At 58.2% G+C, this 26416-nt stretch carries 21 protein-coding genes; 19 read left to right on the top strand and 2 right to left on the bottom strand.

What is annotated here, in order from left to right:
- The first annotated feature begins 11 nt into the window (after window positions 1-11).
- From thrS to H8274_RS05930, 15 genes are all read left to right on the top strand, one after another.
- On the top strand, window positions 12-2114 hold the full coding sequence (gene thrS / locus H8274_RS06000; RefSeq protein ID WP_185934087.1) for a threonine--tRNA ligase: 2103 nt from the start codon (window positions 12-14) through the stop codon (window positions 2112-2114).
- A gap of 19 nt (window positions 2115-2133) precedes the next feature.
- Complete coding sequence (gene pgsA / locus H8274_RS05995) at window positions 2134-2937, top strand: phosphatidylinositol phosphate synthase (protein WP_185934086.1); 804 nt, start codon at window positions 2134-2136, stop codon at window positions 2935-2937.
- Window positions 2934-4238 carry a phosphatidylinositol mannoside acyltransferase gene (locus H8274_RS05990; RefSeq protein WP_185934085.1) on the top strand — a complete coding sequence of 435 codons (1305 nt, stop codon included), beginning with the start codon at window positions 2934-2936 and terminating at the stop codon, window positions 4236-4238. Before pgsA ends, H8274_RS05990 begins: the two co-directional genes overlap by 4 nt.
- The gene (locus H8274_RS05985; RefSeq protein WP_065419480.1) at window positions 4235-5359 is read left to right on the top strand and encodes a glycosyltransferase family 4 protein; all 1125 of its coding nucleotides are present in this window, start codon (window positions 4235-4237) and stop codon (window positions 5357-5359) included. The genes H8274_RS05990 and H8274_RS05985 overlap by 4 nt, the downstream gene beginning before the upstream one ends.
- On the top strand, window positions 5356-5976 hold the full coding sequence (locus H8274_RS05980) for a hypothetical protein (RefSeq protein WP_185934084.1): 621 nt from the start codon (window positions 5356-5358) through the stop codon (window positions 5974-5976). The genes H8274_RS05985 and H8274_RS05980 overlap by 4 nt, the downstream gene beginning before the upstream one ends.
- Window positions 5977-6252: 276 nt before the next feature.
- Window positions 6253-6846, top strand: coding sequence for an NUDIX hydrolase (locus tag H8274_RS05975; RefSeq protein ID WP_185934083.1), 594 nt, complete (start codon window positions 6253-6255; stop codon window positions 6844-6846).
- 216 nt (window positions 6847-7062) lie between these two features.
- On the top strand, window positions 7063-7815 hold the full coding sequence (locus H8274_RS05970; RefSeq protein ID WP_049620080.1) for a YebC/PmpR family DNA-binding transcriptional regulator: 753 nt from the start codon (window positions 7063-7065) through the stop codon (window positions 7813-7815).
- A 216-nt stretch (window positions 7816-8031) separates the two neighbouring features.
- Window positions 8032-8670 (top strand): crossover junction endodeoxyribonuclease RuvC, encoded by a 639-nt coding sequence (gene ruvC / locus H8274_RS05965; RefSeq protein WP_185934082.1) that lies wholly within the window; start codon window positions 8032-8034, stop codon window positions 8668-8670.
- 244 nt (window positions 8671-8914) lie between these two features.
- Window positions 8915-9502 (top strand): Holliday junction branch migration protein RuvA, encoded by a 588-nt coding sequence (ruvA, locus tag H8274_RS05960; RefSeq protein WP_065415117.1) that lies wholly within the window; start codon window positions 8915-8917, stop codon window positions 9500-9502.
- Window positions 9502-10518 carry a Holliday junction branch migration DNA helicase RuvB gene (ruvB, locus tag H8274_RS05955; protein ID WP_049620078.1) on the top strand — a complete coding sequence of 339 codons (1017 nt, stop codon included), beginning with the start codon at window positions 9502-9504 and terminating at the stop codon, window positions 10516-10518. The genes ruvA and ruvB overlap by 1 nt, the downstream gene beginning before the upstream one ends.
- Window positions 10519-10836: 318 nt before the next feature.
- Window positions 10837-11430: a preprotein translocase subunit YajC gene (gene yajC / locus H8274_RS05950; RefSeq protein WP_338067696.1), complete on the top strand. Its 594-nt coding sequence runs from the start codon at window positions 10837-10839 to the stop codon at window positions 11428-11430.
- A 30-nt stretch (window positions 11431-11460) separates the two neighbouring features.
- Window positions 11461-13554, top strand: a complete 2094-nt coding sequence (gene secD, locus H8274_RS05945; RefSeq protein WP_185934080.1) for a protein translocase subunit SecD — start codon at window positions 11461-11463, stop codon at window positions 13552-13554.
- Window positions 13554-14675: a protein translocase subunit SecF gene (secF, locus tag H8274_RS05940; RefSeq protein WP_049620076.1), complete on the top strand. Its 1122-nt coding sequence runs from the start codon at window positions 13554-13556 to the stop codon at window positions 14673-14675. The genes secD and secF overlap by 1 nt, the downstream gene beginning before the upstream one ends.
- A complete protein-coding gene (locus H8274_RS05935; protein ID WP_065415104.1) occupies window positions 14676-15221 on the top strand; it encodes an adenine phosphoribosyltransferase in 546 nt (181 codons plus the stop codon). It begins immediately after the preceding gene.
- Between the two features lie 159 nt (window positions 15222-15380).
- Complete coding sequence (locus H8274_RS05930) at window positions 15381-17681, top strand: RelA/SpoT family protein (protein WP_185934079.1); 2301 nt, start codon at window positions 15381-15383, stop codon at window positions 17679-17681.
- A gap of 167 nt (window positions 17682-17848) precedes the next feature.
- Here H8274_RS05930 and H8274_RS05925 read toward each other — a convergent pair whose 3' ends face one another.
- Both H8274_RS05925 and H8274_RS05920 read right to left on the bottom strand, forming a co-directional pair.
- Entirely contained in the window at window positions 17849-18454 is a 606-nt protein-coding gene (locus tag H8274_RS05925; RefSeq protein ID WP_065415102.1) for a hypothetical protein, read from the bottom strand.
- 283 nt (window positions 18455-18737) lie between these two features.
- The gene (locus H8274_RS05920) at window positions 18738-20087 is read right to left on the bottom strand and encodes a DUF349 domain-containing protein (RefSeq protein ID WP_185934078.1); all 1350 of its coding nucleotides are present in this window, start codon (window positions 20085-20087) and stop codon (window positions 18738-18740) included.
- Window positions 20088-20409: 322 nt separating this feature from the next.
- Here H8274_RS05920 and H8274_RS05915 point away from each other — a divergent pair, with 322 nt between their 5' ends.
- From H8274_RS05915 to H8274_RS05900, 4 genes are all read left to right on the top strand, one after another.
- The gene (locus H8274_RS05915; RefSeq protein ID WP_049619775.1) at window positions 20410-21132 is read left to right on the top strand and encodes an MBL fold metallo-hydrolase; all 723 of its coding nucleotides are present in this window, start codon (window positions 20410-20412) and stop codon (window positions 21130-21132) included.
- 122 nt (window positions 21133-21254) lie between these two features.
- Entirely contained in the window at window positions 21255-22613 is a 1359-nt protein-coding gene (hisS, locus tag H8274_RS05910) for a histidine--tRNA ligase (RefSeq protein ID WP_049619776.1), read from the top strand.
- Complete coding sequence (locus H8274_RS05905) at window positions 22610-24421, top strand: dynamin family protein (protein ID WP_065419423.1); 1812 nt, start codon at window positions 22610-22612, stop codon at window positions 24419-24421. Before hisS ends, H8274_RS05905 begins: the two co-directional genes overlap by 4 nt.
- Window positions 24412-26412 carry a dynamin family protein gene (locus H8274_RS05900; RefSeq protein ID WP_185934077.1) on the top strand — a complete coding sequence of 667 codons (2001 nt, stop codon included), beginning with the start codon at window positions 24412-24414 and terminating at the stop codon, window positions 26410-26412. The genes H8274_RS05905 and H8274_RS05900 overlap by 10 nt, the downstream gene beginning before the upstream one ends.
- The last annotated feature ends 4 nt before the right edge of the window (window positions 26413-26416 follow it).

Raw genomic sequence — 26416 nt, 5'->3', positions numbered from 1 at the left:
GGAGCCTGCGCATGTCAGCTCACCTTTCGATTGACGGCACCGCCCACTCTTTCGAAGAGCCCACGCTGGGAACAGATCTATACGCCAAGGACCGGGAGGTAGTAGCCCTCAAGGTCAACGGAACGCTAACCGACCTAGCCACAGACCTGGCCACCCTCGATGGAGCCACGGTGGAAACGGTGCGGATCGACAGTCCGGATGGCCTAAATATTCTGCGCCATTCCGCCACGCACGTGCTCGCGCAGGCAGTGCAACAAGTTTTCCCCGAGGCGCACCTCGGTATCGGCCCGTACATCGAAGACGGCTTCTACTACGACTTTGGCAATATCGATCCGGTAACTCCGGAACTGCTCAAAGACCTCGAAAAACGCATGAAACGCATCATTAAAGACAACCAGCGTTTTGTGCGGCGCGAAATCAGTGAGGAAGCGGCGCTAGTCGAGGAAAAGGACCAGCCCTACAAGCTCGAACTGATCCACACCAAGGGTGGCGGCACGGAGGAAGCCAGTGTGGAAGTGGGCTCTGGCGGGCTCACCATGTACGACAATGTGAATCGCAAGGGCGAAATCATTTGGACCGACCTGTGCCGCGGCCCGCACTTGCCTTCTACGCGATATATTGGCAACGGTTTTGCGCTCACGCGTTCTTCGGCCGCCTACTGGAAGGGCGATCAGAACAATGACCAGCTGCAACGTATTTATGGGACGGCCTGGCCGAGCAAGGAAGAACTAGACGCATACCAGGAGCGGATCAAAGAAGCCGAGCGGCGCGATCATCGCCGCCTCGGCCAAGAACTAGATCTGTTCTCCTTCCCGGAAGAAGTAGGTTCCGGCCTGCCGCTTTTCCATCCTAAGGGCGGCGTTATCCGCATGGAAATGGAAGAGTATTCGCGCCGCCGGCATATCGAAGCCGGGTATAGCTTCGTCTACACCCCGCATATCACCAAGGCGCAGCTCTTCCAAACTTCCGGGCATCTTTCTTGGTACAAGGACGGTATGTTCCCGCCCATGCATGTGGATGAGGAACGTGATGCGGAAGGCAATATTACGCGGCAGGGCCAGGACTACTACCTGAAGCCCATGAACTGCCCCATGCATTCGCTGATTTTCCGTTCGCGGGGCCGTTCCTACCGTGATCTGCCTTTGCGGCTGTTCGAATTTGGCACGGTGTACCGGTACGAAAAGTCTGGTGTGGTGCACGGGCTTACTCGCGGGCGCGGTTTTACGCAAGACGACGCCCATATCTACACCACCCGCGAGCAAATGCGCGATGAACTGGCCAGTACTTTGCAGTTCATTTTGTCCTTGCTATCTGATTTCGGGCTCGACGATTTTTATCTGGAAATGTCTACCCGCGATTCGCACAAGATGATTGGCGAACCGGCCCTGTGGGATGAAGCGGAAGCCGTTTTGGAAGAGGTAGCAGTCGAATCCGGCCTGGAATTGGTGCCCGATCCGGAAGGCGCCGCTTTCTACGGCCCGAAGATTTCCGTGCAGGCGCGCGACGCTTTGGGCCGCACCTGGCAGATGTCTACCGTGCAGCTTGATTTCAATTTGCCGGAACGCTTTGGTCTGGAATATACCGCGGCAGATGGTTCGCGCCAGCGCCCGGTGATGATTCATCGCGCTCTGTTCGGTTCGGTGGAACGCTTCCTGGCCGTGCTGCTGGAAAACTATGCGGGTGCGTTCCCGGCTTGGTTGGCTCCCGTACAGGTACGTTTGGTACCGGTCGCTGATGCTTTCACCAAGTATTGCGAACAGACGGCGGCCCAGTTGCGCCAGTGCGGCGTGCGGGTTGAGGTAGATACTTCCGATGATCGTTTCGGTAAGAAGATCCGCAATGCTTCCAAGGAAAAGATTCCCTTCGTGCTAATTGCCGGTGGGGAAGACGCCGCTGCCGGTGCTGTTTCCTTCCGCTACCGCGATGGCAGCCAAGAAAACGGGGTGCCAGTAGCTACCGCGATCGACCATATTTGCCAGGTGATTGCGCAGCGGTGTAATAAGCCGGAAGAAGAGAAGCTGCATCCGGAACCGGCCGCGGAAGATACCCCAGAACAAAGCGCGGTGGCGCCGGAACCAGGTGCCGCAACTCCCGCGCAAAGCCCCGAAAAGTAGGAGAGAGGCGCGCTAAATAATGCTGTCTCGCACTGGGCGCCCATTGGCGCAGAGGATTTTCGGACCGATCGCGAAGGTTTTTGTTCGCCTCGGTATTTCCGCGAACGCGGTCACTATTGCCGGCACGGTTTTGGTGGTTGCGCTCGCCCTCATTTTGCCGGCCAGTGGGCACCCGGTGTGGGCGGCCTGGCTGATCGCCGCCGTGGTGGTGTGCGATTCGTTAGACGGCCAGATTTCTCGGCTTACCGGAACTTCTTCCAAGTGGGGTGCTTTCCTGGATTCCACTATGGACCGGGTAGCGGACGCCGCAATATTCGCGGGCGTGCTCGCCTGGGTATACCGCTACCAGGTGGGTGCCGCACAAGGTCTTACCACCTGGATTTTGGTGGGTGGCGTGGGCGCCCTGGCGGCGGGATTGACGACGTCGTACGCGCGCGCCCGTGCGGAAGCCGTAGACTACAGCGCTAACCTGGGGCTTTCGGAACGGGCGGATCGGCTAGTAATAATTCTGCTGGCTTTGTGGCTCACCGGTACCGGCTGGTTCCCGTGGGGAGCCTGGATACTGCTCGTGGCCGTGTGGTATTTGTTCATTGCCGGCTATTTCACCGTTTTGCAACGCATGGTAGCCGTCTACCGGCAAGCCCAAGCAGACCCGCACAACCTACTCAATAGTGCCCCGCACGGTACCGCCGCGGCTCCCATGGCAGAAACTAAGCCGGCACCGGCGGAACCGAGCGGCACGGCGGCACCGAGCGGCACCGCGGAAGCGAGCGGCACCGCAGAACCGCACGGTACGGCCGCGGCCGAGGGGAGAGACGCATGAATATAACGCGGGTGTTCCGGATTGCGGACGCTTTAGTTAACGGTTTGCCGGAACCGGTGGGCCGGGCGCTCTTCAATCTTGTGGGCACAGTGGCCGGTACGCTGCCCACGGCGGGTACTAAGCAACTGCGAAAGAATCTGGCACGCATTAAAAAAGATGTGCAGCCAGGGCAGTTGCGCCAGCTTTCCCGGGCCGGGATGCGCTCCTATATGCGGTACTACTATGAAGCTTTGCATTTGCGGAGCTGGGATGCGGAAAACATTGCGGCGCGCGTGGAAGAGCGCAATTTGGAGGAAGCGCGGGAAGCTTTCGATTCCGGGGATTCTTTGGCCGCGGCGCTTATGCACATGGGAAATTGGGATTTGGCTGGGGCATGGTCAAATCAGAATTTGGCGAAGGTTGCCACCCTGGTAGAAAAGCTTGAACCCGAAGAGCTGTATCGTGCCTTCGTGGATTTCCGGGAAGGGATCGGCATGATCATCTTCCCGGTAATTAAAGGCGGCGGGGCGATCCACAAACTGGCCGGCGTAATGCGGGAAGAAAAAGTGCTCGCGCCCGTGCTTGCGGATCGTGATCTCACCGCTTCCGGTATCGAAGTGGAATTCTTTGGGGAGAAGATGTTGGCCGCCGCCGGGCCGGCAATTCTCGCCCAAGAAACGGGAAGCCCGATTTTACCGGTGTATATCTACTATCGGAAAGCGGAGAACCGCGGCACGCTTCCCACGCGCTGGCGCACGGTAGTTGAAGGCGGGCCGCTTATCTATCCGCAAGAAACTAGTGGAAGCGGACCTGTAGAAAAGCAGCGCGATATAGAACGCATGACCCAAGCCTGGGTGGATGCTTTCGAACCGATAATCGCCGCCCACCCGGAAGACTGGCATATGCTACAAAAAGTATTCGTGGCCGATCTAGATCAAGACCGTTACCTTGCCAACCGCGAAAAGGCGCGGGCAAAACTCGCTGCCCGAGCCGCCGCACACGGCACCGCTACGCGTAGAAGCGCAAATTCTGCGGAAACAAGCTCTATTTCGACGCACGGTATCGTCTCGTCGAACGATACTGCTTCTACGCTCGATACCGCCAATTCTAAGAATCTGAGCGCCGGGCGGGCTAGGGTAGAGCGAACTAGGGCAGAAAAGGCAGATCAGCAACGCTCGGAACTAAATCCAGAGCCGGGCGCAGAAAAGACAGATCTGCCTGGCCCGGCAAACAGCTCGGAAAGTACCGCTGGCAAAAATCAGGAACAGAGCCCGGAAGATACCGCCGGTAACCGCCCGGGCAATAGTGGAGGACGACCGTGAAAATAGGTATTGCCTGTCCTTATTCCTGGGATGTACCCGGGGGCGTGCAGTTTCATATTCGTGATTTAGCGGAAGAACTCATAGCTCGCGGCCACACCGTTTCGGTGATTGCGCCCAGCGAGCAGGAAGAGGAACTGGAAGACTACGTGGTGCCGGTAGGCGCAGCCGTACCGATTCGGTATAACGGCTCGGTGGCGCGGCTATCTTTTGGTCCGCGTGTGAACCGCGCGGTGCGGCAGTGGTTGCGCGATGGGGATTTCGATGTGCTGCACGTACACGAACCCTTGGTCCCATCGGTAGCCATGTTGGCGTTAATGAGCGCGGATTGCGCGGTGGTTTCCACGCATCACACTTCGATGGAACGGTCCCGGGCACTCGATATGTTCACGCCGATCTTGCGGCCACTTCTGGAAAAGATTCAGGCGCGAATCGCGGTTTCCCAAGAAGCGCGGCGCACCATCGTCGATCACCTGGGCGGAGACGCCTTTATTATCCCCAATGGGGTTTACACTTCCGATTTCGACGTGCCTGCCGATCCGCGCTTTACCGGCACGCAGGATGCCCCAACGGTCGGGTTTTTGGGCCGTTTAGACGAACCGCGTAAGGGCCTGCCGGTTTTGGCTGCCGCGGCCCCACTTATTCAAGCGGAAATTCCCGGGGTGCGGTTCATTGTGGCCGGCGCGGGTGATCTGGATGCTGGCAGCAAGGCTTTTGGTACCTGCAGTGAGCGGGTAACTTTCCTAGGCCGGGTTTCCGATGCAGAAAAAGCAGCCATGCTGGCTTCCGTAGATACTTACATTGCTCCCAATACGGGCGGGGAATCTTTCGGCATTATTTTGGTGGAAGCGATGGCCGCCGGTGCCTACGTGATCGCCTCCGATATTCCGGCTTTCCAGGCCGTACTGGGCGGTGGTAAATTCGGGGCCCTGTTTAGCAATGAAAATCCGCACGCTCTAGCACAGGCCGTGATTAGCGCGCTTCGCGATCCGCAACACCGAGAAGAAATTGCGCAGGCCGGTAAGCTCGAATCGCAACGTTATGATTGGCAGACCGTGGCCTCGCAAGTGCTAGCCGTTTATGAAACCGCGATTCGTACCGTACGCACGGAGGTAAGTTCATGACGCCCTGGCAAATTACCCTGTTGATAGTGGTACTTATCGCCCTCATCGTGATGTCTTTGTGCGTCATGTTGGCGCGCCGTCTCAACCGTTTGCACTCCAACGTACTGAAAGCCCGGCTGGTTGCCGAACAAGCTTTAGCCGCCCGCGCGCGTTATGCTTCGGAAGCTGCCCGCAGCGGGGAACTAGATATTGCCGGTGCGCTGATCTTGACCGAACGCGCCGAAACTTGCCTGGATAATTCCATGGTGCCAATCGTTTCCGAAGGCTTGGAGGAACTGTACGACGCCGATGCGCTTTCCGGCGCGCGGCGCAATAATAGCGAAATCACTCCGGCAGAAGCGGCGGCGGCCACGGCGCAGCGGCGAAACCTAGAATCCGAACTATCGCGCACTTTGCGGCTTACCGTAGGTGAGCTCGACCCCGCAGATATCGCTCCGGAGCATCAGGATACTTTTGCGAAGCTGGAACGGGCCCGCCTGGATGTGCGCATGACCCGCAAATTCCACAACTCGCAAGTAGCTCAAGCCCGCCACTTACACAAACTTTGGTTGGTTCGGCTCTTCCGCCTGGCCGGCCGAGCACCCATGCCACAAACCATCGATATCGACGACGAATAGCCGGAATTGGCCTGGCATTGGCATAGTAATTGCGCGGTAATCGCCGGGTATTAGTAGCTGGTATTAGTAGCCCGGATTAGCCTGCCAAGCGCCGGGTATTGGCAGGCTGGCAATAGCCGATTAATCGCCCGGCCGAGTCAGCTTTGGCGTTTCGGCCGGCTGAAACACGGCGGCCTACTCTGACGCCGCGGCGTGCTCAGATCGGCTCAGACTAGCCCAGTGCCGCGCAGGGCGGCGCAGATCAGCGAGAACAACTAGCACGAAGAAGGAAACGGTATGGAGCCTGCGGCACCTCAGGAACAAAAAGACTACGCCGCACAAATCGCGGAATTAGAAAATGAGTGGAAGCCGGGGCCGGATGGAATTTTGCGGCGCGCGGCTGGCCGCGTGGTAGCTTTCGATACGCAAGGGCGCGTACTCTTGCAACTTGGCCACGATTCGGCCGATTCACAACACCGCTGGTGGTTTACGCCCGGCGGCGGCCTCAACCCGGGCGAATCCGCGCAGCGTGGCGCGGCCCGCGAATTTGCGGAAGAAACCGGCGTGCATATATCCGCTACCCGGCTCATTGGGCCGGTACTTTCCCGCCACGCAGTTTTTCGTTTTGTGGGCGAAACCCGCCGGCAAGATGAACTATTCTTCCTCGTCCATCTCACAGCGGAGGAAGCCAAAGCCGCCATTTCCGGAACCAACACCCAGCTAACCGTTTTAGAACAGGACGTTTTGGATGCCATTGCCTGGCACAGCCCAGCTGAACTAGCAGCACTTGCCGCTGGCCCGGTACCCGTCTATCCGCGGGAACTTCCGCAATACGCTACCCAGTGGTTCCAAGGTTGGGACGGAACTATGCGCGAAATCCACGAAAAATAGTGGCCGGATGGCCGGCGTCGTACCCGGGAAAGCGGGCGCGAACGAAAATCCGCAGGCAGGGAATAAACCGGGAAACCGTACGAAAATAAAATCACAGCGGAAGCGGTAAAAGACGTGAGCTAGGTAATGGAACGCGGTGAAACGGATGACAGCGAGCCGCCGGTATCGCGCGTAGAATAGCCGCGGTAATTGTTGTTGAAGAAGGGGAATACTGCAGTGTCGGGACACTCAAAGTGGGCCACCACAAAGCATAAGAAGGCGGCGAATGATGCCAAGCGCGGAAAGATGTTCGCACGTCTCGTCAAGAACATTGAAGTAGCAGCGCGAACGGGTGGTGGCGATCCCGACGGAAACCCTACTCTTTACGATGCCATTCAGAAAGCGAAGCGCAGCTCGGTACCGGCCGATAATATCGAACGCGCCGTCAAGCGCGGTTCGGGCGAAACTGATGATTCCGTACAGTACGAATCCATCACCTACGAAGGTTATGGCCCCAACGGCGTCGCGATCCTCATTGAATGCCTTACCGATAACCGCAACCGGGCGGCTTCGGAAGTGCGCGTGGCGCTCTCCCGAAATGGAGGCACCCTTGCCGATCCAGGGTCGGTGGCCTATCTGTTTAACCGGCGCGGCATTGTGGAAGCCCCCAAGGGCGATAACACCGAAGAAGATATCCTCCTGGCGGTCCTAGATGCCGGGGCGGAAGACGTCACCGAAACCGGGGACACTTTCATTATCGAAAGTGATCCGAAGGATGTAGTAGCGGTACGTACCGCGCTCCAGGAAGCCGGGATTGAATACGATTCGGCCGAATCCAAGTGGGTTCCTTCCACGGAAGTGCCGCTCGATAAAGCCGGCGCCGAAAAGCTTCTCCGCCTCACCGATGCCCTTGATGATCTAGACGATATCCAAGAGGTTTATACCAACGCCGATATTTCGGATGAAATCATGGAAGAGCTCGACGCCTAAACTGGTGCGGCGGTGCGTTGGGTAGCGGTAGGTGCCACGCGGGCAACGGTCGGTACACGCGGGCAACAGTTTGTACACGTGGGTAACCGTCGGTACACGCGGGTGACGGTCGGTACCACGTAGAGACGGTCGTAAACCAGTGCGCCGGGCAGTAACGGTTGGGGCGCGGCCGCAGAAGTGGCGGCTGGCGGCGCCGGCTCACATAAAGGATAAGGATTGCGAGTTTTAGGAATCGATCCGGGGCTCACCCGGTGCGGGCTTGGCATTATTGATGCTGATCCGGCACGCCGGGTGAGCCTTGTTGATATGCGCGTGGCCCGTTCACCAAAAGAAATGGCACCGCATAAACGCCTAATGCTAGTGTTCGACGAAATCGAGCAGGTGATTGGCGAGTTTCAGCCCGATGTGGTGGCAATCGAACGCGTTTTTGCACAAGAAAACATGCGTTCGGTAACGTCTACCGCGCAGGTGGCCGGCGTGGCGATGCTGGCCGCAGCCCGGGCGAGTTTACCGCTCGGAATGCATTCGCCTTCCGAAGTGAAAGCAGCCGTCACCGGTTCAGGGCGGGCCGGCAAATTACAGGTGCAAAACATGGTGCAAAGAATTTTGCGCCTGCCCGAGCTGCCGCGCCCCAAAGACGCCGCAGACGCGCTCGCTATCGCCATCTGCCATGCCTGGCGCGGCGGAGCACACGCGCTAGACGCAGAAGTCAATAACAGCCAACACGGCGGAGCCAATACGCTGCCGCGCGCGGAAGGCCCCGGGCTCACTCCAGCCCAACGTGCATGGGCTTCCGCCGAACGCCTCAGCCGGCGCGCCGGCGCCGTCGCCCCCAAAACAAAAGATCCCCGGTAAGATCCAAACAAGTGTTCGAACGAGCGGGCGGGGCGCTGCCTAAGTAACCCGTGCCGAGAGCTTGCGCGGAGGTCGTGGAAGCAATAGCGAACTGGTGCACCAAAACCTAAAGTTTCGCACCTATGGAAGGTGCCTGGTCCCAACCGGGTAGGCGCATAAGGTGAGTGGGGGAGTGGAGAAGTGAGGTTGTACGGTGGCGCGGCAAAAACGCGGCGGCCGGCAAACGGCGGCAGGAGGAAGTTCGATGATTAGTAGCCTCAACGGGAAAGTATTGACGGTAGCCCCCACTTTTGCGGTTATTGAGGTCGGTGGTTTCGGTCTGAAAGTGCTAGCCACTCCGAGCGTTCTCGCCGACTTACGGGAAGGCGAATCTGCGCGTTTAGCAACTTCTTTTGTGGTGCGCGAAGATTCCATGACCCTCTACGGTTTTCATGACGACGACGAACGTGACACCTACGAGACCTTGCAATCGGTCTCCGGAGTGGGGCCGAAGGTCGCGCTTGCCCTGCTATCCGTAATGACCCCGAATGAACTGCGCCGCGCGATCGAAATGAAAGATGAAGCGGCGCTTATGCGCGTGCCCGGAATCGGGAAGAAGAGCGCACAACGGCTAATTTTGGAACTCGCGGGCAAACTTGGCCCGGCCGTGGGAAGTGAACCGGCAAGCGGGAGTGCGCCGGCTTCCAACTCGGATGTGATCGAAGCTCTCGTAGGTTTGGGCTGGCCGGAACGCGATGCGGCCAGCGCCTACCAAGAAGCGGTCGAGGCCAACCCGCAGGCGGGTGTGCCCGAACTTTTGCGGACTAGTCTGCAACTTTTGGGACGGCGATAATGAGCGAATCTGTAGTATCACCCCAAGCTTCCGATTCGGAACGGGCAGCGGAAGCAGCATTGCGGCCCCGCCAGCTTTCTGAATTTGTGGGGCAGGAAACAGTACGTCGCCAGCTTTCATTGGTATTGCAAGCCGCGGTAGAACGCGGCCGCACCCCCGATCACGTGCTCCTATCCGGGCCACCCGGGCTGGGGAAAACCACGCTGGCCATGATTATTGCCAATGAAGTAGGTGGAGCATTGCGGCTCACCTCTGGTCCGGCAATTCAGCATTCAGGCGATCTTGCCTCGATTCTTTCTTCCATCCAAGAAAACGACGTGCTGTTTATTGACGAAATTCACCGTTTGGCGCGCAATGCGGAAGAAATGCTCTATTTGGCCATGGAAGATTTCCGGGTAGACGTAATGGTAGGGAAAGGGCCGGGCGCCACTTCTATTCCGCTCCCGCTTCCGTATTTCACCGTGGTTGGGGCCACCACGCGGGCCGGCTTATTACCCGCTCCGCTACGTGATCGTTTTGGCTTTACTGCCCACCTCGAGTATTACAGCAAAGAAGAACTGGCACGCATCGTCAACCGTTCAGCTGCCAAACTGGAGATCACTATTGATCCCGATGCGGCCCTCGAAATTGCTTCCCGTTCGCGCGGCACCCCGCGTATTGCCAACCGGCTGTTGCGGCGCGCCCAAGATTGGGCGGAAGTAAAAGGCGATGGGCACCTGGATATAGCTGCCGCTCGCGCGGCCCTCGAACTTTTCCAAGTAGACCCGGTAGGCCTAGATCGTTTGGACCGCGCCGTCCTCGATGTGCTGTGCAAACGTTTTGGTGGAGGCCCGGCAGGGCTATCCACCCTGGCCGCCTCGGTGGGGGAAGAACCCGAAACAGTGGAAACCGTGGCCGAACCGTATTTGGTACGCGAAGGCTATATTTTGCGTACCCCGCGCGGCCGGGTAGCGACCCAAAAAACCTGGGATCACCTAGGCCTTACCCCGCCGCAAGAAAATACGCTGTTTGACTAGCCGGCGGCACTGGGCGGCACGCAGCAGCACTGGACTGCATGGGGTGGCGCGGGGCTGCACACGGTGGCGCGGGGCTGCACACGGCGGCGCGGGGCTGCACGCAGCAGCACTGGGCTGCACGCAGCAGCACAGGGCGGCACGCGGCGGCGCCGAAATTGCAAAGAATACTGGCGCGCGGCCGCGCGCAAATCGCGGAATTAGTTATCGGGCACCGCGACGTGTCTGGTTGCACCCACAGAAAATGAGCGTTTTTTCTGGGGTTCACAGCGTTCACGGGTACACTGGCACGGTAATTGTTCACATGTAAGGAGTCAGCCGGTGGGACCCGAATTCATAGTTCTACTCGTGGTCATGGTTGTGATGATGTGGTTCTTTAGCCGCTCATCCAAGAAGCAACGAGAAAAAATGGAAAATGAGAGAGACTCAGCGATCACTATTGGCGCTAACGTCATGACGTCCTCTGGGTTCTTCGGGACCATCGTTTCCATTGACGGCGATGCCATCACGCTCGAATCGCCTTCTGGTGATGAAAGCGTGTGGATCCGCAAAGCCATTATGGGCCGCGCGGAAATTCCCTTTGCCCCCATTTCTGAAGCAGAAGCAGCTGAGCTAGATAAAGCAGAAGCAGCCGAAGCTGCGGCACTAAACGGTACCGAAGCGGCGGAAGCCGCAGACGAAGCGGAAGGAACCGCAGCAGCCGAGGCCTCCAGCCAGGCAGGTGATACGGAGAATGCTGAGCTAGCTGCAAAGAACACTGCCGCGCAAAGTGATTCTGCAGCCGCCGGAAACACCGCAGACGCCGGAAATAAGACCGAAAATAGGGGCTCCGCCTTCGAATCGGAACCCCAAACCGGATTCCCGGCTGGCCGTACAGCTGAACCTAAGGAACGCCCGGGCAATGCCTGGTTGTAAAGCCCGGAAGTAGAGTTCGTCGAGAAATATATGTCCTCTTCACATAACGCGGACGCCCGCATGCCGCGGCGTCGTCTCATTTTGTTAGTACTACTCACCTGCACTTTGATCATTACGCTCCTGGTCGGTAGCCTCGTGGGAAAAGAATCCCGCTGGACCCCGAAATTTGCGCTTGATCTCGAAGGCGGCACCGAACTGATCCTCACCCCGCAAACTACTGATGGGTCAGAAATTACCGATGAAGACGTCAACCAGGCGATTGAAATTATTCGCCAAAGAGTAGACGCGCAAGGTGTAGCGGAAGCTGAAATCAGCTCTCAAGGTGGCCAAAATATTGTGGTTGGCCTGCCCGGGCAGCCTTCCGAAGAAACCCTGAACCTGGTTCGTTCCTCCGCGATCTTGCGGATGCGGCCGGTGCTGGCTTCCGGGGCGCCGGGTGTGCTTACCCAAGAACAGTTCGATCAGGCCACCAAGGCCGCAGAACAGAAAGCCGATGGGCAAGCCGGTGGCAAACAGCCAAGCCAAGCTCCATCCTCTGCGGCTGGCACCCTAGATCCGCAAGCAAAGGAAGCTCCCACGGCAGCTCCAACTACCGATAGCCCGGAGGCTAGCGCAGATGCTTCCGCGGGCGCAGACGGTAAGGATGGCGCCGCAGATGGTGCCAAGGATGGCCAGGCCGGGGCCGCTCCCGCTTCCACCCCACTTTCTGGGAAGGCTTTGGAAGAGGCAGTTACCAAGCTGGCGGATGCCGATGGTGATGGCAAGATTTCGGCGGAACCTGCCGCCACTCCGCAGGATGCTTCGGACCTGAGCTGGCTCACCGAGCAAATGCTGTACGATTTTTGGACTTTGGATTGTACGGGTGAGGTAACCCCGAACTCGAATGATGATCCGGCCCAGCCGCTCGTAGCTTGCGGTGCGCAAAAAGATCCGGCTACCGGCGAGCTCCACCCGCAAAAATTCGTGCTCGGCCCCTCTGAAGTAGAAGGCACGCAAATTCAGGAAGCCACGGCTGGTTTCGATAAGAATGGCCAACCGGCAGTTTCCTTGCGGCTCAACGAAGAAGGCGCGAAGGCTTTCTCCGACGTCACCGGGCGCCTGATCAGCTTGCAGTCGCCGCGCAACCAGTTCGCTATCGTGCTAGACGGTAAGGTACTTTCCAACCCGGTGCCTAGTACCCAAATCCGGGATGGTCAAGCCCAAATCACCGGCGGCAGCATCGACGCCAAGGGGGCGCGCACGCTTGCTAACCAGCTGCAGTTTGGTTCTTTGCCGCTCCATTTCGAAGTGCAATCCCAGCAGCAAATTTCGGCCACTTTGGGTTCGGAATCCTTGCGCGCCGGCCTGATCGCCGGCCTGATCGGCCTGATTTTGGTAGTAGCCTTCCTGTTCTGGCAGTATCACGCCCTGGGCGCGGTAGCTATCCTCTCGGTAGTGCTGGCCACCGGTATTTCGTACCTCATCGTGTGTTTGCTTTCCTGGACAATCGGTTACCGACTATCCATGGCTGGCGTGGTTGGTCTGATAATTTCGGTCGGCATATCCGCTGATTCCTTCATCGTTTACTTTGAACGTATACGCGATGAAATTCGGGACGGGCACAGCTTGCGGCAAGCTGTGGAACGCGGCTGGACCCGAGCACGGCGCACGATTATCGCTTCCGATTCGGTGAACTTGCTAGCCGCCGTGGTCCTGTACTTCCTAGCCATCGGTTCGGTACGTGGTTTTGCCTTCACCTTGGGACTAACCACGATCCTCGACCTGATCGTCGCCTTCATCTTTACCTACCCCACCATGAAACTTTTGGTGCGTACCAAGTTCTTCGGTGGTGGGCACCGCTGGTCGGGATTGAGCGCCGAACTGCTCGGACGTTCCCCGAACTATGCCGGGCGCGGCAGGTTGCGTTCGCGTACGGCGTCGGCCCCCGCACCGGAAAAGGTATCCGCCACGGTAACTGCAGCTTCCAGTGCGACGCCGGACAGCGAGCCCAGTGCTCGCGCGGATAACACAGGAGAAACTGGACCTACCTTGGCCGAAAGGCGGAAGGAAGAGCGCCGCGCGCAAATGAAAGCCGAGGGGATTGCGGCACCCTCGCCGGAGACAGACGGAAAGGAGAACGCCTAATGTCGGTCTATAGCCTCGGTAATGATCTATATTCGGGCCGCAAAGCGGTGCCTGTCATTTCCAAGCGACGCATCTGGTTCGGGGTTGCCATCGTGGCGATCATCGTTTCTTTCGCGGCGCTCTTTGGCAAGGGATTGAACCTCGGAATTGATTTCACCGGAGGTTCGCAGTTCACGGTTTCGCATGCACAAACCGTGGAACAGAACAAGGCGAGCGAGATTATCGCCCAGCACACCGGGGAAGTGGCCCGCGTGGCGCAAGTAGGGGATAGCTCCTTGCGGATCCAGGTGTCTACCGGAGAAGAAGGGCAAGCCCTTACCAATGCAGACACCGAAAAGATTCGCGGCGAACTAGCGGAAGCGTATGGCACTTCCGTAAATAATGTGACCTCAACCTTTATTGGGCCGGTGTGGGGCCAAGGGATTTCCATGAAGGCCTTGCAAGGTTTCGTGGTATTCATCGTCTTGGTACTCATCGGACTTTCGATTTATATGCGGTCTTGGCGCAATGCGCTGGGCGCGGTGCTGGCACTGTTCCACGATCTGATCGTGACGGTGGGGCTGTACTGCCTGTTCGGATTCGAATTCACGCCGTCTACGGTGATTGGTTTGCTAACGATCCTCGGCTATTCCTTGTATGACACCGTGGTGGTCTTCGATAAACTGCGCGAGAACACCGAAAACGTGCTCAAGCAAGATCGTTACACCTTCGGGGAAGCCACCAACCGGGCCGTAAATCAGACCCTGATCCGGTCTATTAACACTTCGATAACCTCGCTCTTGCCGGTAGCGTCTATTCTGTTTATAGGCGTGCTGTTTTTGGGCGCGGGAACCCTGCGGGATCTGGCCCTGGTACTCTTTGTAGGCCTACTCCTTTCCGCTTATTCTTCAATCTTCTTGGCGGCTCCGCTTGCGGTGGAGCTCACGAATTTGGATCCGCGGATCAAGGAGCACAACCAGAAGGTTGCGAAGGCTCGGGAAAAACGAGCAGAGCAGATCGAGGCGCGCCGCGCCGCCGGCGAAGATATTACGGAGGATGCCCTGTCAGTTGCCGGGCCTTCCCGTCCGGGCCGGCACCGGGGCCAAAAAGCCCAGCCGCGCCGCAAGAATCGGAGGAAGTAAGTGAGTGACAAGGGATTTCCACAAGAGTTCTCAGATCTTGTTTACTCGAAAATCCGGGTAAAGGAAGATTTTCCGGCACCCGGCGTCCTATTTCGGGATATCACCCCGCTCATGAGCGATGGCGCTGCTTTTAAACGCACAATTGACGGCATCGCCGAGCACTATGATGGGCAAATTGATGCGGTAGCAGGGCTAGAATCACGCGGGTTTATTCTTTCCGCGCCGCTGGCTTATGCGATGGGGATCGGCATGATCACCATCCGCAAGGCCGGCCGGCTTCCCGGCCCGGTGATCGGCGTCGATTACGAACTCGAATATGGTACGGCACGCATGGAAGTACAACCTTTCACCGTGGAAGACGGGCAGCGAGTACTCGTGGTGGACGATGTGCTTGCCACCGGTGGCACCGCGAACGCCGCATTCCAACTGGTAGAGGGTTCAGGTGGCATTCCGGTAGGCCTCTGTGTGCTCGTGGAACTCAGCGGTTTGGGCGGGCGCGAACGGCTCTCCGGCTACCGGGTAGATTCGGTAGTAACATTCGACTAAAGGGACTTTAGAATAAAGTTACCGCGAGTGGTGTTATCGCAAATAAAGCTAAAAATCTAACGATGAAGGTTGCGCACGGGAAGAAGTGCGCAACCTTCATCGTTAACCCATATGATAACGCTAAGATATTACGCACAGGCGAGTAGAAGGGAGGGCCAGATGTCAGAGAACGGACCACGGGTGATTTCGCGACTATCGTGGCTAACAGGCAGATCGGGAACGCAGGTGCCCGATGAACTGGAACCCCTTATGCGTGCGCTGGGCACCAAATCTATCGACAAATCGCGGATCATCCACGCCTACAATGTGGCCGCAAAATGCCACGAAGGCCAATTCCGGCGTTCCGGCGAACCCTACATCACCCATCCGGTAGCGGTAGCTACGATCCTTGCCGAACTTGGCATGGATGAAGATTCTCTAGTGGGTGCGCTACTGCACGATACGGTCGAAGATACCGATTACACCTTGGAGCAGGTGCGGGCAGAATTTGGCCCCACCGTAGAACTCCTGGTAGACGGCGTTACCAAACTGGACAAAGTGGAATACGGCGAGGCCGCGCAAGCTGAAACCGTGCGCAAAATGGTTATCGCCATGGCCAAAGATATCCGGGTGTTGCTCATAAAACTAGCGGACCGTTTGCATAATGCCCGCACGTGGAAGTACATGCCGGCCGATAAAGCCCGGGCCAAAGCACGCGAAACCCTAGAGATTTATGCGCCGCTGGCACACCGCTTGGGCATGAATTCGATCAAATGGGAGCTGGAAGACCTCAGCTTTAAAACCATGTATCCGGAAGTGTATTCGGAGATCGAAAAGTTGGTACAGGAACGCACTCCGGAACGTGAAGCCTATATTGCCCGGATTGAAGATCAGCTTTCAAAGGCGCTGAAAAACCAGCATATTCGGTGCACGATTACCGGCCGGCCGAAGCACTACTACTCGATCTACCAGAAAATGATTTTGCGAGGTAAAGACTTCGACGACATTTATGATCTGGTAGGAGTGCGGGTACTGGTGGATACCATCCCGGATTGTTATGCGGTGCTCGGCGTGGCTAATACGCTGTACACACCTTTGCAGGGGCGGATTAAGGATTATATTGCCACCCCGAAATTCAACTTGTACCAGTCGATTCACACTACCGTGATCGGCCCGGAAGATCGCACCCTAGAAATTCAGATCCGCACTTACGATATGCACCGGCGGGCTGAATACGGGGTGGCCGCACACTGGCGGTATAAGGAAAACGCCGGTAAGAGCGCCAAGCAGCAAGAAGCACAGGACGTTGCTACCGATCAGCAAACTCAACTTACTTGGTTGCGCCAACTCGTGGATTGGCAACGCGAAACTGCGGATCCGGCCGAGTTCCTAGAATCGCTCTCTTATGAGATTTCCGGCAACAAGGTATACGTGTTTACTCCGGCTGGGGAAGTGATGGAGCTGGCAGCCGGGGCCACCCCGGTGGATTTCGCCTATGCCGTACACACCGAGGTAGGGCATCGCACGGTGGGGGCGCGAGTCAATGACCGGCTGGTAACGCTCGATCACAAGCTGGAATCTGGCGATACTGTGGAGATCATTACTTCCAAGAATCCGGAAGCTGGGCCTTCCCGGGGGTGGATGGAATTTGTGGCCACTCCGCGCGCACGGGCCAAGATTCGGGTATGGTTCCGCAAATCTGCCCGGGATGAGTCGCTGGAAAACGGTAAGGACCGTTTAGCCCGGGCGATTCGCAAACGTAACCAGCCGGTACAGCGGCTCATGACCCACGAATCGCTTTCCGATGTGGCCCGCCAGCTGGGCCGCAAGAGCGTGGACGATTTATATGTGGCGGTGGGCGAAGGCGCGGTTTCGGCAGAAACCGTGGTGCGTGAGCTTATCAATATGCAGGGCGGGGAAGCCGGGGTGGAAGAAACCTTGGCAGAAGGCGTTACTCCGACCCAGATTGCCCGGCCGGCTTCCCGCGGTGCCGAATCAGCAATTCGCGTGCGTGGCATGGATTCCGGGGACGTAATGGTAAAACTTGCCAAGTGTTGCACGCCTTTACCGAACGATAAAATCGTGGGCTTCGTGACGCGCGGGAACGGCCTTTCTGTGCATCGTGCGGACTGCCCGAACGTTGCCCAGCTCCAACGCGAGCCGGATCGTTTTATTGATGTGGCCTGGTCGGACGATTCCGAAGCCGTATTTGTGGTGCAGATTCAGGTAGATGCGTTAGATCGGCAGGGGCTGCTTTCCGATATTTCTCGGGTATTGCTCGATAACGGAGTCAATTTGCTCGGCGGTAATATGACGACGACGAAAGAACGCATGAGCCGTTCCGTCTTCAGTTTCGAGATGGCAGATACACACCATTTGCGCCGGATCTTGGCGGATCTACGCAGTATTGAAGGCGTGTACGACGCCTACCGGATAACCCCGGCAAAGAAGAGCTCTAAGCGCCGCGTGCCCGAACAGTAACGCCGGGTATAGCCGCGGGGAGCGGCCAGGCAGCGCCCCGTAGAGCACAGGGCCAGGTCGCGGCGGGGCAAAGTACCGGGCTAGGCGGCTAGGCGCCGGGCTGGCACTGTGCTAGGCACTGGGCAGGGCTCGCGAAAGGGCAGTGCGTAGAGCACACGGAGTGCGGGCTAGGCCACGGCGCGCCGGGCGGCTCGGGAACTTCGGTTGGCTGCGGGCATATGTGCCTGACCGGCCGCGAGTTTGTGGTAGTGGGGCAGTGCCTGTAAGAAAGCATGAGCTTGCGGATGCCGGGATGGGCGTAGCTCGGGCGTGCGAGACGCTTGGGCCAACAATTTATCTAGGGATAACCCGGCCGCAAAAAGATGAAAACAAGCGCTGATCGCTTCACCCAACCAGGCAGTGCCGCCGAGTTTGAGAATATCGGTAGCCGTGCGCTCCAAAGTAGTAACCGGCCGGTTGGCAAGATATTGCACCTCCGCATCCGGGATTCTGGTGCGCATCACCACCGGGTAGCGGGCGGTCGTAGGATGTGCCAAGGTAAGTTCGCGCATTTTCTCTGGCGGCCACCATCCCGTGTGCACCCATACCGCTGAAAACCCACAAATCACGTATCCCGGGCGGACCTCCGGTGCCAATAAATCAGCCCGCAAAGAAGGGCAGCTAGCCAAATCTGCCGGCGTCACTTTTCCGGGTAAATACTCCACCAACAAACCGCGGGAAACCCCGAGCCGTTCCGCGTGCCCCAAGGGCGCCGCATTTCTCCAATCTTTCATGCTGGCCATTCTCGCAAATAAAGACCTGTGACGCCATTTGATTGCGTTTGATGTGGATTGATGGCAGGTCAGCCTGGCTGTGGATAAGTTTATTGTGCGTTTGTTGTGCATTTTTATGCGCTTGCCACCCTGCATGGTGGCCCTTCTGACACAAAAACCGGCTGGTTGCTACCGGGAAAAATCCCGTAGCAACCAGCCGGCCATAACCAGTCTGCGCCCTGCGCGCTGTTCGCTTGCGCGTTACCAAGTTCGCGCGGCAGCGGTCAGCTCGCGCGGTAGCGGTTTACAGATCTTTTTGCACCTGTTCGAGCCAGGCCACGCGAGCTTCCCGGGCCGCGCCGAGCTCCTTGAGTTTGGCTTCATCGCCAGCTGCTTGGGCAGCAGCGATTTCCTTGTCCAATTCGGCAATCAGGTGTTCGAGCTGTGCGGCCATGCCTTGCGAACGCTGTTCCTTTTCCGGGTCGGTTTGCCGCCACTGTTCGACCTCGGCCCCGCGCACGGCGTCTTCTACGCGGCGCAAACGCCCTTCCGTCCGGTCGATATCAGCCCGGGGGACGGGCCCGATTGCATCCCAACGTTCGCCAATATCGCGTAGCTTGGCGCGGGCCGCCTCAATATCGCGAATCGGCAAAAGCGCTTCGGCTTCGGCTACGAGCTCCAGTTTGGCATCCCGGTTGGCCACTTCTTCCGCATTGCGTTCATTGAAGAAAGCTTCGCGGGCATCATAGAAGGGCTGCCGGGCGGCCCGGAAACGTTCCCATAGGGCATCGTCTTGGCGCCGCGCGGCCCGGCCGGCGGCCTTCCATTCCTCCATGAGATCTCGGTAGGCGGCGGCAGTAGCACCCCAATCCGTGGAGGTGCTGAGTTCTTCGGCCCGCGCTATCAGCTTCTCCTTGCGCGCTACCACTTCCTTGCGCTGGCTATCCAATTCGGCGAAATAACGGCGTCGTTCGCGATCAAAAAGCGTGCGCGCATGGGAGAAACGCTTCCACAAGCCCTGTTCTACCGCGCGGTCCAGGCGAGCACCGTGGCGCTGAGCCTGCTTCCACTGGTCAAACAGTGTGGAAAGCTCTTCGCGGGAGTTACGCCAATGAATTCGCTGCGGATCTTGCCCGGCAATCTCCTCGGCACGCTCCACGATTTGCGTGCGGTAGGCAAGCGCTTCTTCCTTCGCGGCTTGGCGTTCCGCCGCAATTTCGGTGCGACGCTGGGCCGCCCGCTCCCGCACAGCTTCCAAACGGGTGCGCAGGGATTCGATATCGCCTACCGCGGCCGGTTCGGTAAGTTCCTTCGTCAAGGTCTTGATGGACTTTTGTACTTCGTCCGGGTGTACGTTTTCAACCCGGGTTTCTACCACAGCAACCTGGGTTTCCAAGTCAAGGTAGCGCCGCACGAAGATCGCCAGAGCATCTTCACTGGAACCGGAAGCAGCATACTGGCCGACGATCCTTTCGCCTTCACTAGACCGCAACCACACATTTCCCGCATCGTCTACCCGACCCCACTTGGCTGCCTCCGCGGCTGCCAAAGAATCAGTGGGAGTGGCGTGGACCGGGCCGGTCTTAGCGGGTTGCGGTGCGGGCCGCTGGGCCGGTGCCGGGGTGGGCTTTGGGGTGGGAGTCTCTTCGCTCATAAAACGCTCCTCAGAAGGCGGCGCATACAGCGCCGTACGGTATCAACTGTCCGCCTAGTTTACGTCGAAAACTGGCTTCATATGGGACGTTACCGCAATGGGGTGCGCAATGCGACGAAAAATAGCCGAAAGTGGGCACGCCCCCACGGTTTTTCGGCATTTTTCGGTTGGCGTTTATACATGTTTCAGCGGCGGGGGCCGTTTTCGCGCGGTGGCATTCCCTCTCAAATACCTCTCAAATACCTCCTGCCCGGTATGATTCACGTTTCGCCCGGTGAGGCTTTTATTTGTTAGGAAGCTGGTAACGCGCTAGCGTATTTGTATGCTGTTTTTGCGTTTCAATGGAACAGCCCTCGAGGCTAACTGTTACCTCCTGGCAGATACTGAGGCCCGGGAAGCACTGGTGATCGATCCGGGCGCGGGAAGTGCGCGCTGGGTTTCCGAGGTACTGGAGTCACGCGGCTTGCGTTTAGCGGCGGTGGTAGCCACACACGGGCATTCCGATCATGTTTTTGATGCTGGCATTATCGCCGGCGATGAAGTGCCCTTCTATATTAACCGGCACGATGCCTACCGGATGGAAGATCCGCTGGGCACCACGATCGCTGGGGATCTGGTGCGCCGGATTGGTGGCCATGATTGGGTTGCACCGGGCAGGGTCTTGCCACTGCCCGAGGAGATTTTCACTCGGGAAGGGATTGAAATCGTTAAAGGTGTGCAGCTGAGTGCTTTTGCCGCGCCCGGGCATACCGAAGGTTCCACGCTCTTCTTGTTCTCGGGGCGGTTCGCGCGCGATGAGTACACTCCCGCGCTGCCGGACTGGGGTTTTGGCGATAATTACATCATCACGGGCGATGTGCTATTCCGGGACGGTATTGGGCGTACCGATACGCTTGGCGGGAACGACGCCGTTATGCGCTCCACGCTTCGGAAAATCGTGGACGAACTTGACCACAGCCACCCCTTCTTCCCGGGGCACGGCGGTCCTTCAACTATCGGCCGAGAATTGAAACACTCGCCCTTCCTGCGCGCCTACTTGCAGTAGGCCTCCTTGCAGTAGAGTTGCCCATAAAACCGAAACGAATATAAATAAAATTCAACATTACTTCAATTTGTGCCCGAGTGGTGATCGCCACCCGGGCTCGCAAAACGTGAAAGAATCTACGCATGAAGATTGCTCCGCTGTCAGGATTTCCGGAATGGCTACCGCAGGAGCGGCTCATTGAGCGCCGCGTGCTCGATACTCTCAGTTCTACTTTTGAACTGCACGGTTTTTCAGAGATCGAAACCCGCGCGGTAGAACCTATGAGCCAGCTACTGCGCAAAGGTGAGACCTCGAAAGAGGTCTACGTGCTTTCCCGGCTCCAAGATCATGCGCGGCAAGAACCGGCAGAATTGGGATTGCATTTTGACCTCACGGTTCCGCTGGCCCGCTACGTTTTGGAAAATGCGGGCAAGCTCACTTTCCCCTTCCGGCGCTATCAAATCCAGAAGGTGTGGCGCGGCGAGCGGCCCCAAGATGGTCGGTTCCGGGAGTTCTACCAGGCAGACGTAGATGTGATTGGCGATGGCGAGCTTTCTTTCCACCACGAAATTGAAGTGCCGCTCACCATGGTGGATGCATTTGCTCAGTTGCCTTTGCCACAGGTGATTATTCGTGCTTCCAACCGCAAACTGGCCCAGGGATTCTACGAAGCGATTGGGATTGCGGATACGGAAGAAACTTTGCGGATTATTGACAAACTGGGCAAGATCGGCCCGGATGCTGTTACCGAATTGCTGGGCGAACAGGTGGGGGCCACACCGGCCCAAGCCCGCCTGGCCCTGCAACTGGCGCAGATCCGCACGCCGGATGCTTCCTTTGCAGATGTGGTACGTAAACTTGGCGTTACCGGGGATTTGCTGGATGCCGGTTTGGAAGAGCTAACCGTGTTGATCGAGGGTGCCAACGAGTTGCTCCCTGGTTCTTTGCAAGCGGATTTGTCGATTGCTCGCGGCCTGGACTACTACACGGGTTCGGTGTACGAATCAACTCTGGTAGGTCACGAAGATCTCGGCTCTATTTGTTCGGGTGGGCGCTACGACCAACTGGCTAGTAGCGGCAAGAAGAAGTATCCGGGTGTGGGCCTTTCGATCGGGGTTTCACGTTTGCTTTCGCGGTTTATTCCTACCGGCAAACTGGTAGCTTCCCGTGCCACACCGGTGGCCGTATACGTGGCGGTAAACGATGAAACAGAACGCATGCACGCCGAAGGGATCGCGATGGCTTTGCGCCGGCGCGGGATTCCGTGCGAGGTTTCCCATAACTCGGTGAAATTCGGTAAGCAGATCCGCAATGCCGATCGGCGCGGCATTCCCTATGTGTGGTTCACTACCGCAGAAGGGGAGCAGGTGCGCGATATCCGCAGCGGAGAACAGTACGACGCCGATCCGAGCAGCTGGATGCCGCCAATTGAAGACCTATCAGTGCAGATTTTGGAGCCGCAGGAGGAGGCAGAGGCAAATACTGGAGGTGAAAACAAGTGAGTAGTCGCAGTGGCAGTGGAAGCAGTAAGAGCAGAGCCGAAGATCCGCTCATCGTGGCCTTGGAAGAACTTCGGGATTCCTTAGTCGCACTGTCTTTCCCGCTGTCTGTGCCCGAACATGAAGCCGGTAGGGATGCGGTTACGGAAACCCGCGGGCAGCTTGAGGATTACGTATTGCCACGCTTGCGGGCAGTGGACGCACCCTTATTGGCAGTGGTTGGTGGTTCTACCGGTTCGGGTAAATCCACTATCGTCAACTCGCTACTTGGCCGGGAAGTGAGCCGCTCTTCAGCTTTACGGCCCACCACTCGCCAACCAGTACTCATTCACGCTCCGGGCGAAGGCCACTGGTTTACCGATCAACGGATCTTGCCTTCCCTGCCGCGCGTGCAAACTGTCGCGGCGTCGCAAGAAACGGCACCGGGTATGGGGGACGCCGCACTCGTTCCGGTAGACGCCGAGACACCGGGCCCGGTAGAGCTACATGTGGTGGAATCGGATGCCGTTCCTTCCGGATTGGCTTTGCTCGATTCGCCAGATATTGATTCCGTAGTGGTGGAAAACCGGCGGTTAGCCGGCCAGCTTTTGGCGGCTGCAGATTTGTGGATTTTTGTGACCACGGCCGCCCGTTATGCGGATGCGATCCCCTGGGCCATGCTTGATGACGCGCAGCGCCGGAAGATCGTGCTCGCCGTAGTGCTCAATCGCGTGCCACCTGGTACGTCCGGGCAAGTACGTCCTGATTTTTTCCGCGAACTTGAAGCTCACGGGCTAGGTAGGGCTCCACTGTTCGTAATCGGAGAAGCTTCCGGGCCGGTAGATCTACTACCGAATGCCGATATTGCGCCCCTGCGCGGCTGGCTGGAAGGTTTGACCGAAGATGGCCGGGCCCGCACCTCGGTAGCCCGGCAAACCCTCGAGGGCACGGTGGCTACCATTATCGACCGTGCCAGTACGATCCTGCCCGCATATGAGGCACAACTTGCGGAAATAACCCGCCTGCAAGAAATCATCTCCGAAGCCCGTAACGCGGCCGGTACAACCATTGCAGCAAGTTTGGCCGATAACCAGATTTTGCGCGGGGAAGTGCTGCGGCGTTGGCAAGACGTCGTCGGCACCGGGGATGTAATGCGGAAAATTGAGACCGGAGTGGCTTCGGTACGCGACCGGTTGAGCACCTGGATTCGCGGGGTAGACACGGCGCGCCGCGAAACAAAAACCCGGGAAGCGATCGAAGATTCCCTGCAGGCCGTGCTAGTGGCCACGGCGGAAAATATGGTTTCGCAGATCCGGAGCAGTTTCGAAAGCAATGCCAGCGGAGCAGGCCTGGCCATGGCCGCGGAAAAGAATTTACGCACCCGGCCGGTACGGGAAGAAACCGCGGGCCGGCTGGTACGCGACTGGCAACGCGCCGTGCTCGATTTGCTGCGCGCTGAGGGGCAAGATAAGCGGGCCACGGCACGTATCGCCGCCCTGGGGGTAAATGCCGTGGGGATAGCGCTTATGGTGGTGGTTTTCGCGCAAACCGCGGGAATCTCCGGTGGGGAAATAGCGATCGCGGGTGGTACCGCGGTGGTGGCACAAAAAGTGTTGGAGGCGATTTTCGGCGACGACGCCGTACGCCGCATGACCACTACCGCGCGGAAAGATTTCCTGATCCGGGCAGAAAAATATTTCAATGAAGATACCCAGCCTTATGAAGATGAGATAAAGCGGTTGGGGATCAGTACAGAAAAGCGTGCGGCCGCGCAAGCTGCTTTTACGCAAGCTGGCAAGGCAGCACGCGGAGGGGAGACAGCGTGGCTCTAAGCCTCCCGAATGGACTTTCATATTTGGACCGAGCCCTGGAACTCGGGGGTCGGTATTTATCTGCAGAGGTGCGTCAGCAGGGCGAAGCCGTCTTGGCGAAAGCACAGGAGCGGGGAACCATCGGTACTTCGCGCACGATTATTGCTTTTGCGGGTGCTACCGGGTCCGGGAAATCTTCGCTTATTAACGCTCTCGTAGGGCAAGAAGTGGTGAAGGTTTCGCCAATCCGGCCGGCAACTCACGAACCTGTGGTGGTTTCCGGAGATCACGCCCCAGAAATCGGAGACTGGCTTGGCGTGTCAAACCGGAAGATAGTGATGCAACTTTCGACGGCGCCACTTTCGGACTTGGTGCTGGTTGATTTGCCCGATTTGGATTCTTCACATCTGGAACATCGGGAGATCGCGAACCGGATTATTGCCCGGGCTGATGTGATCATTTGGGTAGTGGACCCACAAAAATATGCGGATGCGGTGATCCACGAAGACTATTTGCGGCCCCTGGCCGAACTTGGCCGGGCCAGCGCCGTGGTACTTAACCATGCTGATTCGGTACCGGAAGTAGAACGCGCCGAAATTGTGCAGCATTTGCGTGAACTGTTAGCCGCGGACGGGCTGGCCGCACCGATCCTAGTGACCTCGGCAGTGCAGGGGCACGGTATTGGGCAACTGCGTGGCTTCTTACGGGAAGCTGCGGCAAGTAAACGGGCTTCGGCAGAACGCATCGCGGGCGATATACGGACCGTGGGTGGGGCTATCAGCGCAGATATTGAGGAAGCGGGCGGCACCGAAGTGGCGGAAGTCGAACCGGATAGCCGGCCGCTCGCAGCAGCGGTGGCCCGGGCGGCCGGTGCGGAAGAAGTAACCCGCGCGGCCGCAAAGTCGTACACGCAACGTTCGGCGCTAGCCACCGGCTGGCCGCTAACTCGCTTCCGCTTGCGGCACCGCGTTGATCCCTTAGAAGCTATCGGTTTGCGTTCGGGAACGGCAAGGTTTGCTGGCGGGAGCGCGCCATCCATAGCCACCAGCACTACAGCGGAAGGCAGCACCGGGCCGGCAGTAGCTAGTACCGGGAATACCGGAACTAGCGCAGAAGCCGTAGAAACTGGAACCGGGGCCGAAACAATTAGTACTGGGGGCGCAGAAACCACACCCGCATTGGCGCCGTCTACGAGAACCGAACATACTGTAGAACCGGTTGCTCAGGGATGGGAAGATCACGCACCAGAAACGGGGAACACTCCGGCTGGAAATGCGGAAACTGGGAGCACGGAGAACCTGGAGAATACCGCTCCGGAACCCGGGAACGCGGAGACTGCGATTTTGGAAACCGGAGCCTCGAAGACTGGCGTTCCGGAAGACGGATCGCGAAAAGTTGCGGCGCCCGAATCCGCTGTGCCAAATCTGGCGGGCGGGGTAGTGAGCTTAGCACTCAGTCCGGTAGAAGCGGGACGAGCAGAATTAGAATTGCGACGCTACGCGGAAGCAGTGAGTGAGCCTTTGCCTTTGCGGTGGCGCAATTCTGTGCGTGAGCGCGTGGCTGCTTCGGGAGCTGACCTTGCTGATCTCGGGGCACGGATTGTGACTACTACGGATACCGAGGCGGATAGGCGGCCGTTCCGCTGGACTGTTGGCGCGATTTTGCAATGGATCGGCGTGCTGGCATTGGTACTTGGCTTGGCGTGGGTGATTGTTCGCGCCCTCGGTGCTTTGTTCGGGTTTGGATTGGGCCCAGCCCCGAGCCTTGGCTCGCTACCCTGGCCCTTCGTGCTGGTAGTTGGGGGAGGTCTGCTCGGCCTCGTGGTTTCGGTCCTCGCCCGTGTGCTCCGCCATGACAATGCAGAAGCACTGGCCCGGCGCGTACGGGAACGGATTATGCAAAGGGTAGAAGAACAAACCCGGAAGTCCTTCTGTGCACCGCTCCTACAAGAACGCAAAAACTACGCCGAGTTCCGGCAGGCAGCTGAAAGCCTGCGTACCGTAACTGTTTGAGCTA

This window comes from Actinobaculum suis (genome assembly GCF_900618115.1).
GTDB lineage: Bacteria > Actinomycetota > Actinomycetes > Actinomycetales > Actinomycetaceae > Actinobaculum > Actinobaculum suis.
Note: the sequence above shows the minus strand (reverse complement) of the source record. Positions and strands in the feature narration are given on the sequence as shown.

Bases quoted from the DNA above. Each gene is read 5' to 3' on its own strand.
- thrS (WP_185934087.1), top strand. From the start codon at position 12: ATGTCAGCTCACCTTTCGATTGACGGCACCGCCCACTCTTTCGAAGAG.
- pgsA (WP_185934086.1), top strand. From the start codon at position 2,134: ATGCTGTCTCGCACTGGGCGCCCATTGGCGCAGAGGATTTTCGGACCG.
- H8274_RS05990 (WP_185934085.1), top strand. From the start codon at position 2,934: ATGAATATAACGCGGGTGTTCCGGATTGCGGACGCTTTAGTTAACGGT.
- H8274_RS05980 (WP_185934084.1), top strand. From the start codon at position 5,356: ATGACGCCCTGGCAAATTACCCTGTTGATAGTGGTACTTATCGCCCTC.
- H8274_RS05975 (WP_185934083.1), top strand. From the start codon at position 6,253: ATGGAGCCTGCGGCACCTCAGGAACAAAAAGACTACGCCGCACAAATC.
- ruvA (WP_065415117.1), top strand. From the start codon at position 8,915: ATGATTAGTAGCCTCAACGGGAAAGTATTGACGGTAGCCCCCACTTTT.
- ruvB (WP_049620078.1), top strand. From the start codon at position 9,502: ATGAGCGAATCTGTAGTATCACCCCAAGCTTCCGATTCGGAACGGGCA.
- secD (WP_185934080.1), top strand. From the start codon at position 11,461: ATGTCCTCTTCACATAACGCGGACGCCCGCATGCCGCGGCGTCGTCTC.
- secF (WP_049620076.1), top strand. From the start codon at position 13,554: ATGTCGGTCTATAGCCTCGGTAATGATCTATATTCGGGCCGCAAAGCG.
- H8274_RS05930 (WP_185934079.1), top strand. From the start codon at position 15,381: ATGTCAGAGAACGGACCACGGGTGATTTCGCGACTATCGTGGCTAACA.
- H8274_RS05925 (WP_065415102.1), bottom strand. From the start codon at position 18,454: ATGAAAGATTGGAGAAATGCGGCGCCCTTGGGGCACGCGGAACGGCTC.
- H8274_RS05920 (WP_185934078.1), bottom strand. From the start codon at position 20,087: ATGAGCGAAGAGACTCCCACCCCAAAGCCCACCCCGGCACCGGCCCAG.
- H8274_RS05915 (WP_049619775.1), top strand. From the start codon at position 20,410: ATGCTGTTTTTGCGTTTCAATGGAACAGCCCTCGAGGCTAACTGTTAC.
- hisS (WP_049619776.1), top strand. From the start codon at position 21,255: ATGAAGATTGCTCCGCTGTCAGGATTTCCGGAATGGCTACCGCAGGAG.